General features: G+C 40.4%; 11 protein-coding genes. 6 read left to right on the top strand and 5 right to left on the bottom strand.

Features of this window, described 5'->3' with window-relative positions; all coding sequences use genetic code 11:
• The first annotated feature begins 119 nt into the window (after positions 1 to 119).
• On the top strand, positions 120 to 1805 hold the full coding sequence (gene ilvD, locus ACM0OY_RS02615) for a dihydroxy-acid dehydratase (RefSeq protein ID WP_414567337.1): 1686 nt from the start codon (positions 120 to 122) through the stop codon (positions 1803 to 1805).
• A gap of 126 nt (positions 1806 to 1931) precedes the next feature.
• Here ilvD and ACM0OY_RS02620 read toward each other — a convergent pair whose 3' ends face one another.
• Positions 1932 to 3131: a polysaccharide pyruvyl transferase family protein gene (locus tag ACM0OY_RS02620; RefSeq protein ID WP_414567338.1), complete on the bottom strand. Its 1200-nt coding sequence runs from the start codon at positions 3129 to 3131 to the stop codon at positions 1932 to 1934.
• Between the two features lie 987 nt (positions 3132 to 4118).
• Between ACM0OY_RS02620 and ACM0OY_RS02625 the strand changes: the two genes are divergently transcribed.
• The 4 genes from ACM0OY_RS02625 (at position 4119) to ACM0OY_RS02640 (ending at position 9552) form a co-directional block, all read left to right on the top strand.
• Entirely contained in the window at positions 4119 to 5606 is a 1488-nt protein-coding gene (locus ACM0OY_RS02625) for an MOP flippase family protein (RefSeq protein WP_322732365.1), read from the top strand.
• 222 nt (positions 5607 to 5828) lie between these two features.
• The gene (locus ACM0OY_RS02630) at positions 5829 to 7142 is read left to right on the top strand and encodes a cytochrome P450 (RefSeq protein WP_414567339.1); all 1314 of its coding nucleotides are present in this window, start codon (positions 5829 to 5831) and stop codon (positions 7140 to 7142) included.
• Positions 7143 to 7300: 158 nt separating this feature from the next.
• Positions 7301 to 8611: a cytochrome P450 gene (locus ACM0OY_RS02635; protein ID WP_414567340.1), complete on the top strand. Its 1311-nt coding sequence runs from the start codon at positions 7301 to 7303 to the stop codon at positions 8609 to 8611.
• Positions 8612 to 8811: 200 nt separating this feature from the next.
• Positions 8812 to 9552: a hypothetical protein gene (locus tag ACM0OY_RS02640; protein WP_414567341.1), complete on the top strand. Its 741-nt coding sequence runs from the start codon at positions 8812 to 8814 to the stop codon at positions 9550 to 9552.
• On the opposite strand, the gene urtE is transcribed toward ACM0OY_RS02640, so the two are convergent.
• Positions 9515 to 10213, bottom strand: coding sequence for an urea ABC transporter ATP-binding subunit UrtE (gene urtE / locus ACM0OY_RS02645; RefSeq protein WP_322732362.1), 699 nt, complete (start codon positions 10211 to 10213; stop codon positions 9515 to 9517). The genes ACM0OY_RS02640 and urtE overlap by 38 nt on opposite strands.
• A gap of 94 nt (positions 10214 to 10307) precedes the next feature.
• Here urtE and ACM0OY_RS02650 point away from each other — a divergent pair, with 94 nt between their 5' ends.
• Positions 10308 to 11297, top strand: a complete 990-nt coding sequence (locus ACM0OY_RS02650; protein ID WP_322732361.1) for an adenosine kinase — start codon at positions 10308 to 10310, stop codon at positions 11295 to 11297.
• A 74-nt stretch (positions 11298 to 11371) separates the two neighbouring features.
• On the opposite strand, the gene urtD is transcribed toward ACM0OY_RS02650, so the two are convergent.
• From urtD to urtB, 3 genes are read right to left on the bottom strand one after another with little or no spacing between them, the layout of a single operon-like run.
• Positions 11372 to 12118 (bottom strand): urea ABC transporter ATP-binding protein UrtD, encoded by a 747-nt coding sequence (urtD, locus tag ACM0OY_RS02655; protein ID WP_414567342.1) that lies wholly within the window; start codon positions 12116 to 12118, stop codon positions 11372 to 11374.
• On the bottom strand, positions 12093 to 13238 hold the full coding sequence (gene urtC, locus ACM0OY_RS02660; RefSeq protein WP_414567343.1) for an urea ABC transporter permease subunit UrtC: 1146 nt from the start codon (positions 13236 to 13238) through the stop codon (positions 12093 to 12095). Before urtC ends, urtD begins: the two co-directional genes overlap by 26 nt.
• The gene (gene urtB / locus ACM0OY_RS02665) at positions 13231 to 14391 is read right to left on the bottom strand and encodes an urea ABC transporter permease subunit UrtB (protein ID WP_322732358.1); all 1161 of its coding nucleotides are present in this window, start codon (positions 14389 to 14391) and stop codon (positions 13231 to 13233) included. The genes urtC and urtB overlap by 8 nt, the downstream gene beginning before the upstream one ends.
• Between the last annotated feature and the right edge of the window lie 37 nt (positions 14392 to 14428).

Raw genomic sequence — 14428 nt, forward strand, 5'->3', positions numbered from 1 at the left:
ACTCAACACTTTTTTGATGAAACATCGAGAATTACTCAGGCTCGATCGCGCTCCCCAGGCATGAGAAAATCAGGTAATACAATCGCAACTTTAGCGATGATGGCACACAAGGAAAAAAGATGTCGGAGAATTTGAGAAGCCAAATTGTCACCAAAGGGGTGCAGCGATCGCCAAATCGAGCTATGCTGCGTGCAGTTGGTTTTAAAGATGAAGATTTCAACAAAGCCATTGTGGGCATTGCCAATGGCTATAGTACAATCACTCCCTGTAATATGGGGATTAATACACTGGCGCAAAGGGCAGAAGTTGGGATTAAATCTGCCGGGGCGATGCCGCAAGTGTTCGGGACGATTACCATTAGCGATGGCATTTCCATGGGAACTGAAGGGATGAAATATTCCCTGGTGTCGCGGGAAGTAATTGCTGATTCCATTGAAACTGCCTGTACCGGACAAAGTATGGATGGGGTGTTGGCAATTGGTGGTTGTGATAAAAATATGCCAGGAGCAATGCTGGCGATCGCTCGGATGAATATTCCAGCTATCTTTGTTTACGGTGGCACCATCAAACCCGGTCACTACAACGGACGCGATTTAACTGTTGTCAGTTCTTTTGAAGCTGTTGGTCAATACAGTGCTGGAAAAATTGACGAAAAGGAATTATTAGAAGTTGAAGGTCGGGCTTGTCCTGGCGCTGGTTCCTGTGGTGGAATGTTCACGGCTAACACCATGTCTTCTGCTTTCGAGGCGCTGGGTATGAGTTTGCCCTATTCCTCAACAATGGCAGCGGAAGATGCCGAAAAAGCCGACAGTACAGAAAAATCGGCATTTGTTTTAGTCGAAGCTATTCGCAAACAAATCTTACCCCGACAAATCATCACCCGCAAATCTATCGAAAATGCCATTTCTGTAATTATGGCGGTGGGTGGTTCCACAAATGCGGTGTTGCATTTCTTGGCGATCGCTCGTGCCGCAGAGGTAGAGTTAACTATAGACGACTTTGAAGCTATCCGCGCCCGTGTTCCCGTTTTGTGTGATTTAAAACCAAGTGGTAGATATGTAGCTACAGACTTGCACAAAGCTGGAGGCATTCCCCAAGTGATGAAAATGCTACTTACACATGGTTTACTACATGGGGATTGCTTGACCATCAGCGGTCAAACCATTGCAGAGACATTAGCAGATATCCCAGAAGAACCAGCCGCGAGCCAAGATGTGATTCGTCCTTGGAACAACCCGATGTATGCCCAAGGACATTTAGCTATTCTCAGAGGTAATCTGGCAACAGAAGGGGCTGTAGCTAAAATTACTGGTGTGAAAAAGCCAGTAATTACTGGGCCTGCACGGGTATTTGAATCCGAAGAAGCTTCCTTGGATGCGATTTTAGCGGGTAAGATTCAACCAGGTGATATTTTGGTAATTCGCTACGAAGGCCCTAAGGGAGGCCCTGGAATGCGAGAAATGTTGGCCCCCACCTCCGCAATTATTGGTGCTGGCTTGGGCGATGCTGTGGGATTAATTACTGACGGACGCTTTTCTGGTGGTACTTATGGTATGGTAGTTGGTCACGTTGCACCAGAAGCAGCAGTTGGAGGTGCGATCGCTCTTGTGGAAGAAGGCGATCGCATTACCATTGATGCACCCGCTCGTTTATTGCAGTTAAATATCTCCGATGAAGAATTAGCTCGTCGGCGTGCTAATTGGCAACCTCCTGCACCACGTTACACAAAAGGTGTGTTGGCGAAATATGCCAAGTTGGTATCTTCTAGTAGTGTTGGTGCGGTAACGGATTTAGATTTATTTTAAAGTGAAAATTTGAGAGTAATCAGCTGTTCCACATCTAATTCGCATATCTAAATTTGATGAAAGTCTTGTGGCGTGAGCATTTTGTCTGCCCTGATTATGCAATTTAAATGTGGAGCAGCTTACTAATTAAACTTGATCGTATAAATTAGCCTGCGCTAATTGCTGAACTTTTGAAAGTTTGTTTTGAATATTTTTGCGGATATTATCTCGCTTCTCAAGCAAAGCAATGATTAATTTACCTAGATTGCTCTCCTCAAGAGCCTCTTCAGGTTTAATTAGCATTCCCTCTAGCTCAAAGTGTCTGAATAGCCCCTCAAATTTACCTTGATAGGTTATGCAAGCGACAGGAGTTCCTTGCCCCAAACAGGCAATAGCAAAATGCATTCTACCGCTCAGTACCATATCAAGATTCCCAGCTATAGATTTGATTTGTCTAGCACTAAACTGTGCAGGTAGCTTCAAACAATGATACTGCACTTCTGCCGGAAGATCTTGCCAGATTGCCTCAGATAAACCAATATCACTAGACTTCTTGTCAGGATGGCGAAAATCATGAGGAACTAGTATGAAGCTGACGTTATCATTTTGAGAATATATTTCAGTTAAAGCCTCTACATAGATGTGAATTATTTTATTAATATCTTGCTCGTCAGGTTGGGAAATTATTTGAGAATTGGCGTTGATTCCAAGAACTACCCGTTGATTGATTTTCTGGTCTTTAATCCATTTCAATACATCTGATAGATGTCCATCATTACTAGCAGGATGCACGAGAAATGCTAAGTCAGCGACTAGTTCTATTGGTCTTTTTAATTTCTGAATCAGACGATTCTGTGAAATTGGATCTCGAGCGTATAACTTGATATCTAAAGGTAATTTTTGAAAAGCTTCAACTACTTTTTCTGTTGGTTCTTCATTGAAGCTAAAGCCAAGTATAGCACTATCTGTACCTGTTTGCTTAGCTAATGCAGCACATTGGATTCTTCTGGCAGATCGGTACTCACTATACTTGCCATCCATTACGTCGGCACCCAGACAATAAAATTGGTCATAAGTGCTAGCTAGTTTTATAAATTCAAACCACTGTTTCCATGAATCGCTAAAGATGTGATGAACAATTTTTAAATTTTGAGATTCTGTTTTAAAATTGTTCCAATCAGGAGATAGACTACAGGAAATTAATCCAATTTTTTCTACACCTTTATCTTTGAAATAATCAATAATTCCAGTAATCATAGCTTCATCGCCAATACTACCAAAATTGCTGGGAGGCAGTATAAGAATAGAACGATTTTGCTGATTACGAGCATGGTTAAAAATCCGCATTAGCCTTAATTTAGTAGCATATGCGTTCAGAAAAAGAGACAAGATATCTTGTTTCATTTATTTTTAAAGATTATTAACAGATTTGAACTTTTGTTTAGTATAGTACGAATTTTATTTTTTTTAACTTTTTTTAAACTCTGTTGGCAAAAAAAACTTCTTCAATTTTGAACCCCGGATAGCGTCCAAACAGACCATATTAAGAGGGAAAAATTCCGGGGTGGAAATACCTGATTTCACAGTTTTCAGAAGCTACATCGTGCCTTGCTAATTGGCGTTGCTGATTTCATGTATGAAAACGATTGTGCATATATCAAAATTATTGTAGAGACGTTGTGTTGGAACGTCTCTACATCTGGATTCATACTGCAATTGGGCAACGCCTTCCAGGGACTGCTGTATTTCCCGCTTTTTAAGGCTTACTCGTAAATTCCCCACTGTCTTGATTCTGGCGGTAGACGGAACTTTCCGGCTTGACTCGTGAATTCTGACTTGTGAATTGTTCTTCAATTTTTGCAGTTGCGTCAGTTTCAGACTTCAGTTCGTAAGTCTTTATGCGTTAGGATGACTACAGTGTGGGCAATATACTTAAATCTCATGAATAAAAAAGCACTTTATGTAATATATTTAACTTTGTACTTTATTGATGACGGTTTGATAGTTGGTGAAGTTTGGAGTTTATAATTCCGGTTAGGAAGTATCCACAATCATAATAGGGTATTGTTAGGAACAATGTCTTTTAAGACACTTGCCAATAAAAATGCCCAGCCGAATCGACAATATTATTGCCTATCAACTATATTTCTGGCGCTTTCGCCTTGGGGCGAAAGCAACGTTTGGGTATTTTTTTGATTCGATTTCTCTAACAAGCCTTGTTTGAAAGGATTGAGTTCATTGCAGTAACAGTTTTTTGCTCAAAAAAATCACCACCATACCTGTAGCCATACCAATACAAGCAGAAGGAATTAATTTTTTTTAGAGACTTACCCAATGGAACCACCTAAAGAATCATCGAATTTTCGACAGAAGGCGTTAAAAGGTGTATTTTGGTCTGCAATTCAAAATTGGGGACGCCAAGCGATCGCCTTTGTTGTTTTTGCGCTGCTTGCTCGTCTGCTTGGGCCTGAGACTTTTGGTTTAGTTGCTTCAGCTACTATATTCCTGGCATTCGTAGGTATTTTTCTTGACCAAGGATTTTCTGTAGCGATCATCCAACGAAAGGAACTGGAACCAGAACATCTCGATACAGCCTTTTGGACTAACTTTGTCATCGGCTTGGTAATGACGGCTTTGAGTATTGCGGCGGCTGGATTGGTTGCCAACTTTTTTTCTCAACCGGAGTTAACACCAATCATTCGTTGGTTATCTCTCAGTTTTGTAATTATTTCCCTGAGTAGTACTCAGGAAGCAATTTTTCAACGCAATCTTGATTTCAAACCCCTAGCGATACGCGAACTGGTAGCAGTATGTTTAGGTGGTGTGGTTGGCGTGACAATGGCTTTTATGGGCTTTGGTGTTTGGAGTCTAGTTAGTCAGCAGTTAGTAAATGGTTTGGCTAAGGTTGTAGTTCTCTGGTCGGCCAGCAATTGGCGACCAAGATTCAAGTTTTCTCAAAGGCATTTTCATGAATTATTTTCTTTTGGTATTAATGTAGTTGGAACCCAAATACTCAACTTTGTTAATCGCAGATCTGATGACTTATTAATTAGTTATTATCTAGGCCCAGTTGCTTTGGGTTATTACTCCGTCGCTTATCGCTTGCTCTTAATAATTACACAGTTATTAACTGGCGTGATCAATCAGGTAGCGATACCTGCATTTTCTAGGTTACAGCAAGAACCTGAAAAGTTGAAAAATGCTTTTTATCAGGTAACGCAACTTACAAGTCTGATTTCTTTTCCAGCATTTTTGGGTATGGCAGCATTAGCACCCGAATTAGTAAGAGTTTTGTTCGGAGAACAATGGTTGCCAAGTATTCCAGTGATGCAAATACTTGCTTTTATTGGTATTGTTCATTCAGTTACCTACTTCAACGGTACTGTAATCACAGCGATGGGTAAACCGGCTTGGAAACTGAAGTTAAACTTTATGCACTCCGTAGCAAATGTTATCGGTTTTGCAATTGCTGTACACTGGGGAATTGTAGCTGTTGCAGCAGTTTATGTGATTCGCAGTTACTTGTTGACGCCTGTAGATTTGTGGTTAATTCGTAAATTAATTGGTATAAAATTGATTGTTTATCTGCGGCAGTATGTGATTCCATTAACTGGAGTCCTGGGTATGACAGTTGTAATTTTTGCGGCTAGACACTTCCTGAAAAACCTCATAAACCTACAAACATTATTAGCTGTTTGCATATTGTTGGGTGCCATAACCTATGGAGTGCTTATTGTATTGCTTGCACCAAAGATAGTACAGCAAATACTTGAGATAGTTAACCCATTGATATCTAAAAAATTGGGACACAGTAAAAGATAATAATAAATTCTGGCATTGCTAAATCATCGCTTGATTGGGCAATGCCTATTTCAACTTCAGCTATCAAGAAAAATTCTTGGGCAAAAATTTTACTATAGGACTAGTATTTGATTTTTGAAATTACTCGTAGCGTTACCATGCAGGAAACAAACTACGTGCCATGATTCGTGAATTTGCTGACATTGAGATATTGTTTAAATAACTTTTGTAACAAGTTAACGTATGAAAAATAATCAAATTCCTCCTGGAAGCTTTGGTCTACCTGTATTAGGTGAAACACTTTCTTTTGTTCTTAACCCAGACTTTGTTAAAAAGCGCTATCGACAGCATGGGTCTATCTTCAAAACTCATATTCTTGGCAGACCAACTGTGGTGATGGTGGGGCCAGAAGCTTTAGAGTTCGTTTTGTCAAGCCATATGGAAAATTTTTCTTGGCGCGAGGGATGGCCTGCTAATTTCAAGATATTGCTTGGTGAATCGCTTTTTTTGCAAGATGGAGAGGAACATCGCAGAAATCGCCGTTTGATGATGCCGGCGTTGCATGGTCCAGCATTGGTAAATTATGTCGCCACTATGGAAGATATCACACGTAGCTATCTGCAAAAGTGGGAGAAGCAGCAGGAGTTTACCTGGTTTAAGGAGTTTAAACTACTAACGTTTGATATTGCTAGTCAATTGTTATTGGGTACGCCTCCTGGTCCCGAAGGTGCGCGCCTGAGCAAGTTGTTTGGAACTTTAACCAATGGACTGTTTGCAATTAATCCCTTGCCTTTACCGTTTACAAAATTTGGCAAAGCTTTAGCCGCTCGTAATCAAGTTTTAGAGCAGATAACTCAAATTGTCCGAGAACGCCAACAAAATCCAACCAAGGATGCTCTGAGTTTGTTAATCCAAGCTAGAGATGAAGATGGTAACAGTTTAAGTGAAAAGGAACTCGTAGCCCAAGCGCTGCTGTTACTTTTTGCTGGACATGAAACAACTACTTCTATGCTGACTTGGTTATGTACAGAATTAGCCCGTCATCCAGAAATCCTGGAAAAGGCTAGGGAAGAACAATTACAACTTGCAAGTAAGGGGAACTTGGATTTAGAACAATTAGGAAAAATGCCTTATTTAGAACAGGTTTTATGGGAAGTTGAAAGATTATATCAATCTGTGGGCGGTGGGTTTCGTGGTGTTATTAAAGACTTTGAATTTAAAGGTTTTCATGTACCTGCTGGTTGGCAACTATTTTATTCAATTAGAACTACTCACCAAATTGAAGAAATTTATTCTCAGCCAGACCGTTTTGAGCCTGAACGTTTCAGCCCTCAACGGCAAGAACACAAAAAATATCCTTTTAGTCTAGTTGGTTTCGGCGGTGGTCCCCGTGTTTGTATCGGTATAGCTTTTGCCAAAATGGAAATGAAAATAGTGGCTTCCCATCTCCTACGCAACTATGATTGGGAAATATTGCCTAACCAAAGTTTGGATTCCGTGCAGTTGCCCACAAATCACCCGAAAGATGGGTTGCGAGTTCGATTTCATCGGCGATGAAATTTTTCTGAATATTAATACAGCGCTTCTCAGTTGAGTAAAGTAGATGTTGATAAGGAAGAAAGACTAGAGGCTAGAATAATGTGCCTCATTTAAATGAAAAGCGCTGTAATTGCAGGTTAAAATGACTTTTTTGATGAAGTAATTAAATTAAATATATGAAAAATCATCAAATTCCTCCTGGAAGCTTTGGTCTACCTGTATTAGGTGAAACACTTTCCTTTTTTTTTGACCGCGACTTTAGTAAAAAGCGCTATCGCGAGTTTGGGCCTATCTTCAAAACTCATATTTTTGGCAGACCAACTGTGGTAATGGTAGGGCCAGAGGCGTTAGAGTTCGTTTTGTCAAGCCATATGGAGAATTTTTCTTGGCGCGAGGGATGGCCTGCTAATTTCAAAATCTTGCTGGGCGAATCACTTTTTTTGCAAGACGGAAAGGAACATCGCAGAAATCGCCGCTTGATGATGCCGGCGTTGCACGGACCAGCGTTGGTAAATTACGTTGCTACTATGGAAGATATCACACGTATTTATCTGCAAAAGTGGGAAAAGCAGCAGGAGTTTACCTGGTTTGGGGAGTTTAAACAACTGACGTTTGATATTGCAAGTCAATTATTATTGGGTACGCCTCCTGGTGTTGAAGCTAGGCGCGTGAGCAATTTGTTTACAACCCTATCAAGTGGGTTATTTGCTATTAATCCATTGCCTTTACCATTTACCAAATTTGGTAAAGCCCTAGCAGCCCGTAATCAAATTTTAGAGCATGTAACTAAGGTTGTTAGAGAACGCCAGCAAAACCCAACCAAAGATGTTCTGAGTTTGTTAGTGCAAGCTAGAGATGAAGATGGTAACAGTCTCAGCGAACAAGAACTCATCGCCCAAGCAGTACTACTACTTTTTGCCGGACACGACACCACAACCACGATGTTAACTTGGTTGTGTTTAGAATTAGCTCGTCATCCAGAGGTACTGCAACGCGCTAGGGAAGAACAACTGAAATTTGCTGATGTTAATTCTTTAACTTTGGAACAACTGGGGCAAATGCCTTATTTAGACCAAATTTTATGGGAAGTTGAAAGGCTACGTCCGTCAGTTGGTGCGGGATTTCGTGGTGTTGTTAAAGAATTTGAATTTAAAGGCTTTTATGTTCCTGCTGGTTGGCAATTATACTATGCGATCGCATTTACTCATCGCCTCCCAGAAATTTATTCTCAGCCAGAGCTTTTCGAGCCTGACCGCTTCAGTCCCCAGCGTCAAGAACACAAGCAGTATCCTTTTAGTTTAGTTGGTTTTGGCGGTGGGCCACGCGTGTGTATTGGGATAGCTTTTGCCAAAATGGAAATGAAGATTATCGCAGCTCACCTTCTACGTAGCTATGATTGGGAAATCTTACCCAATCAAAGTTTAGATACAATGGGAATTCCTAATCGTCCTAAAGATGGGTTACGAGTTCGATTTAAGCCTCAGTGATATCATGTCTGCTAAAGACTAATCGTTTAGGCTGACGCAAAGATGAGGGGATAATCATAAGTGATTAGCTGGACTTGCATATGAAATTTTGGCATTGCTGAATCAAGGGATGATTTAGCAACTGATAAAATCTCTCCCCGTGCCTCAAGAGCTTCCCCTGCCTCAATTCATTCCCCTGTTCTGCAACACCGAATTTTTTTATGGCACTTTCCATAGAGATAAATTTGCCTGAACAAGTTTTACAACGCTGGCAAACAGCGAAAGATATCGTCAACCAAAGCGTTAATTCTTTGAGTAACTCAGTAGAACAAGTTGGCGAATCTTTAAAAGCACAAGCTACTACAACGACTAATACAGCAATTGATACAGTGACGACAAGTTTAGAACAAACTTGGCAAACGGCTGAACAGTTGAAAAGCACCACATCGGGAGCAATTGAAACAGCAATCAGTTCTTCTTTTAATGATTGGCTGATACAACACCCTGTAATTTTGCGGTTAATTCAAATAGTCGGCTGGGCAGCCAATCATCCCATTATTAGCGTTGTAATTCTGATTTTTGCGCTTGCTTTATTTTGGAGTATTATTAAAGCAATTGTCCGCGTCATCGAAACAGCTAGTTGGTCAATACTCCAGTTTCCATTTAAGTTACTTCAGGGTTTAGTTAAAGTTAGCTTTCTTTCTTTAACTCAAGTTGGTAGTTTTGCTGTACAGCGAATTAAAAATACCAAAACAGCTGATAATCTATCAGTTTTACCACCTGATAATTTGCCAAAAAATAAACAACTAAGATTGGCAGAAATTTCTAGTCGTTTAGAGGCAATTCAAAAGGAACAACATGAGCTTTTAGAAGAAGCAGCAGATTTGATTGCTGCTGATACGATTGAGTTAAAAATATCAGAAATTAAACCGCTAGAAAACGTTGAATCACATCTTGGCTGAGTTCGTCGGTGGAGCCGGAGGCGACGATACCGCCTTTTTGCATGGCGTAATAGTAATCGGCTTGACGAACAAAGTGTAAGTGTTGTTCTACTAATAAAACAGAAATGCCTGTGGTTTGGACGATGCGACGGACTGCGGCTTCAATTTCTAGGATGATGGAGGGTTGAATACCTTCGGTGGGTTCGTCTAAGACGAGTAGTTGAGGTTCTCCCATTAAAGCACGTGCGATCGCCAACTGTTGCTGTTGTCCTCCACTCAAATCGCCACCCATGCGCGAAAGCATGGTTTTTAACACTGGAAATAAGCTAAAAATTTCTTCGGGAATTTCTGGTTTTTTGACTGGTTTGCGTCTAGCTTCTAAACCAAGCAGTAGGTTTTCTTTGACTGTTAAACGGGGGATAATTTCTCGTCCTTGGGGAACATAACCAATTCCTAATTTTGCTCTTTGGTCGGGAGATTTGGAGTTGATTAATTGTTCGGCTAAGTGAATTGTACCGATGCGGGGTTTGAGTAAACCCATGATGGTCTTAAGTAGGGTTGTTTTACCGACACCATTGCGTCCGATGAGGCAGACCATTTGACCGGATGGTACGGTTAAATCTACGTTGCGGAGAATGTGGCTTTCGCCGTAGTAAACGTTGAGGTTTGAGATTTTTAGCATTAGTTTACGCAGAGGCGCAAAGGCGCAGAGAGGAAGAATTCTGTTATTATCAATTCTGTTCAAGTCAGACAGTAATTATTCTAGGAGATAAACGATGGGCAAGAAATATGATGTTTATGGTGTAGGTAATGCCTTAGTAGATATAGAATACGAAGTATCTCCAGAGTTACTACAACAGTTAAAGATTGATAAAGGTGTAATGACACTCCTAGATGAAGATAATCAAAATCATATTTTGGAAAATCTCAAAAATCTTCATTGTCGTAAGAGTTGTGGAGGTTCAGCAGCAAACACAATAGTGGCAATTAGTCAACTAGGAGGAAAAGTTTTTTATTCCTGTAAAGTGGCTAATGATGAATTTGGAGACTTTTACATAGAAGATTTACTCAACTGTCAGGTAGATACTAACTTAAAAAATGGCGATCGCCAATCAGGAATTACAGGTAAATGTTTGGTGTTAGTAACTCCGGATGCAGATCGCACCATGAATACATTTTTGGGAATTACTGGAGAATTTTCTACACAAGAATTAGTATTAGAAGCGATCGCTGATTCAAAATATCTATATATTGAAGGATATTTAGTAACTTCTCCCACAGGAAAAGAAGCAGCTATAAAAGCTAGAGAAATAGCTGAAACAGCGGGAGTAAAAACTAGCCTGTCCCTATCTGATTACAACATGGTGAAATTTTTTAAAGATGGTTTATTAGACATCATTGGCCCTGGTTTAGACTTTATTTTTGCTAATGAAAGTGAAGCATTAGGACTAGCAGATACACAAGATTTTCAAGTAGCTGTAGACAAACTAAAAATATTGAGTAAGAAATTTGCCATTACTCGCGGTTCCAAAGGTTCAGTAGTATTTGATGGTGATAAATTAATTGAAATCGCTGCACCTCAAGTAAAAGCCGTAGATACAGTGGGAGCAGGAGATATGTATGCAGGAGCTTTCCTCTATGGAATTACCCAAGGTATGAGCTATGAAGAAGCCGGAAAATTAGCATCAACTGCGGCTTCTAAGGTTGTTACATCCTACGGGCCAAGATTAAAAACTGAGGAATTGAAGGCATTACTTACTGCTTAGGGAACTCCCAAAAATAAATTATTCTGCTTCAAGTCGTTGGCTGTTGATGGTTGACTGTCAACGGTCAACTGTCTTTATTCTTCCTGTTTTCCTAAATATACTTCAATGACGCGGGGGTCATTTTGTACTTCTTCAAAATTCCCTTCGCACAGCACCGAACCTTGATGTAATACTGTTACTTTGCGAGCAATTTGACGCACAAATTCCATATCGTGTTCAATGACTAAGATTGAATGACTCTGAGCTAAAGCTAAAAGTAGTTCGCCAACGTTGTAGGTTTCTTCATCTGTTAAACCAGCAACAGGTTCATCAACGAGTAATAAATCAGGAGACTGTGCTACTAACATCCCAATTTCTAAACGTTGCTTTTCTCCATGAGAAAGTAAAGCTGCTGGAATGTCTGCTTTAGCAGTTAAACCGATGGTTTCTAATAAGCCTTTAATACTATTTTTTTCGGTAATACTAGAGCTGCCAAACAAAGTAGAAAAGACATTTTTATTGCGGTTGTTGGTAATTTCTAAATTTTCACGGGGCGTTAAATTTAGATAAACTCTTGGTGTTTGGAATTTGCGCCCAATTCCCAACCGCGCAATTTGATGTTCGGAGAAAGAACGTAGGTTTCTACCTTTGAATAAAACTCGCCCAATGGTTGGTTTCACTTTCCCGGTAATGACATCTAAAAATGTTGTCTTTCCCGCACCATTTGGCCCAATTACTACTCGTAACTCACCCACATCCATGCTAAAGTTTAGCTTATTTATAGCTTTAAAACCATCAAAGCTAACAGTTACATTTTCAGTTTCTAATATTTTCGCGTTCATGTTGCACTTCGATGTCTTCTTCTAAAGCAGGGTATGTAACAATTTCTTGAGGGCCTTTGAAAAAAGAAAGATTCTGACGACGCAACCATCCAACTATGCCGTCAGGAAGCACTGTTACGACAATCAAAAATAGTGCGCCTTGGAAAAATAGCCAGATTTCAGCAAATTGTTCGCTTAAAAAAGTGCGGGCATAATTGACTAATAAAGTTCCGACAATTGCGCCAATTAAAGTAGCGCGTCCTCCTACAGCGACCCAAATTACCATTTCAATGGAAAAGGCAATATCCATCGCTCTGGGTGACACAGAACCACTTTGAACGGTGTAAAATGCTCCTGCTATGCCTGCGATCGCACCTGAAACTCCAAACACCAGCACCTTAAAATCTGTAGGGTCATAGCCAGAAAATCTGACTCGACTTTCATCATCGCGAATCGCTATTAACAATCTGCCAAAGCGTCCGCTTGTCAGCCAGCGACAAATTCCGTAGGTAGCGGCGAGAAATACCACTGTCAACGTGTAAAATACAAATTGTGTTTTAGTATCGCTGACTGTTGCCCCAAATAAAGTTGTAAAATCTATCAGCCCATTCGTACCGTTGAATAATTTTTGTTGACCATTGAAGAAGTTGAAAAAGACAATGGTTCCGGCTTGAGTCAATATAGAAAAATAAACTCCCTTGAGGCGATTTCTAAATACTAAATATCCCAACAATCCTGCCAATAAGCCTGGAATTAATATCACGGCAGCTATTGTCAAAGGAAAAGAATAAAAAGGTTGCCAAAAAGCGGGAAGTTCCGTAACTCCATAAAGTCCCATGAAATCGGGTAATTCACCAGTTGGAACTTGCAGTTTGAGGTACATGGCGATCGCATATCCACCCAAGCCAAAGAAAATCCCATGTCCCAAACTCAATAAACCAGTATACCCCCAAATCAAATCAATACCCAAAGCCACGATCGCCAGCGATAAAAATCGCCCCAACAAATTCAGGCGAAACTCCGACAGCACCAGTGGCATAATGGTAATCAGGGAAAGTGCGATCGCCACCACCACTCCCACTTCAATCAATAATCCTCTCTTCTGCTTCATTCTCTGCATCTGTGCGTTCAATTTAAACATCAACAGTACGTCCCTTCTGCGGGAAAATTCCGCCAGGCTTCCACTGCAAAAACACAATAATCAGCGCAAATACCATTACCTTGGCCATACTTGTCGTGGCAAAAAAGGTAAAGAAATCTGCCAAAGGTTTCACAGAACTCAACAACAAAGCCAAAGTTCCAGAACCGATTAAAAAATTAGCTGTACCAATTGCCAAAGCTGCGACAATACTACCTGCTAAATTCCCCACACCCCCAACGACAACAACCATAAAAGTGTCAATAATATAGTTTTGTCCGGTGTTTGGGCCTACAGAACCTAGTAAACTAATCGCACATCCAGCCACGCCAGCTAAACCAGAACCAAGTGCAAAAGTAACCGCATCAACTTTTTGAGTCGGGATACCCAAACAAGCACTCATACTGCGGTTTTGCGTCACAGACCGAATTCTTAAACCCCAGCTAGAACGTTGCAAAAATACGTAAATACCCGCCACACAAATGATTGTTAAAGCAATAATAAATAACCTTGCAAAAGGCAATTGCACGCCACCCAAAGACATCCCCGCTTGTAACCAAGTAGGTGCAGTTACATCCACATTTTGAGCGCCGAACCAAGGTTGAGTTACTGCTAGCTGATAAGTTTGGCTTAATAAATTGCCCGTGATGATTGTTATCCCCAGCGATAGCAATAACAACACCGCCACAACCCAACTACGAACTCTTTCTAAATTTGTGCGAGAATTTAAAATCCATAACCCGCCAAAAAACAACAGAGAAAATATAGCTATGCCAATTATTAAAACCCAATTCACACTGCGAACAAATTGTTGAAAAATTAAACTCACTCCCCAAGTTGCCAAGAGAGTTTCTAGGGGACGCCCATAGAGATAGCGAATTACACCCTTTTCTAAAATTAATCCCACAAAGGCTGTGAAAATAAAAGCAATAATCAAAGCCAAAAATATATAACCTTCAAACCACACTCCGCCCAATTGTTTACAGCCATTCTGCACAACAAATGTTGTATAGGCACCAAACATCATCAATTCGCCATGTGCCATATTAATGACACCCATCAATCCAAATACAATGGCTAATCCCAACGCTGCAATTAATAATACAGCGCCAATACTAATCCCATTAAAGATAGCCTCTAAAAAACCTGCTAACACTTGTTTACTTCTCCATATACTAATTCGTAATTGGTAA

Origin of the sequence: Nostoc sp. CCY 9925 (assembly GCF_963920935.1) — a bacterium.
Classification (GTDB): domain Bacteria; phylum Cyanobacteriota; class Cyanobacteriia; order Cyanobacteriales; family Nostocaceae; genus Nostoc.

Coding starts and splice junctions, on each gene's coding strand:
- ilvD (WP_414567337.1), top strand. CDS start 120: ATGTCGGAGAATTTGAGAAGCCAAATTGTCACCAAAGGGGTGCAGCGA.
- ACM0OY_RS02620 (WP_414567338.1), bottom strand. CDS start 3,131: ATGCGGATTTTTAACCATGCTCGTAATCAGCAAAATCGTTCTATTCTT.
- ACM0OY_RS02625 (WP_322732365.1), top strand. CDS start 4,119: ATGGAACCACCTAAAGAATCATCGAATTTTCGACAGAAGGCGTTAAAA.
- ACM0OY_RS02630 (WP_414567339.1), top strand. CDS start 5,829: ATGAAAAATAATCAAATTCCTCCTGGAAGCTTTGGTCTACCTGTATTA.
- ACM0OY_RS02635 (WP_414567340.1), top strand. CDS start 7,301: ATGAAAAATCATCAAATTCCTCCTGGAAGCTTTGGTCTACCTGTATTA.
- ACM0OY_RS02640 (WP_414567341.1), top strand. CDS start 8,812: ATGGCACTTTCCATAGAGATAAATTTGCCTGAACAAGTTTTACAACGC.
- urtE (WP_322732362.1), bottom strand. CDS start 10,213: ATGCTAAAAATCTCAAACCTCAACGTTTACTACGGCGAAAGCCACATT.
- ACM0OY_RS02650 (WP_322732361.1), top strand. CDS start 10,308: ATGGGCAAGAAATATGATGTTTATGGTGTAGGTAATGCCTTAGTAGAT.
- urtD (WP_414567342.1), bottom strand. CDS start 12,118: ATGAACGCGAAAATATTAGAAACTGAAAATGTAACTGTTAGCTTTGAT.
- urtC (WP_414567343.1), bottom strand. CDS start 13,238: ATGTTTAAATTGAACGCACAGATGCAGAGAATGAAGCAGAAGAGAGGA.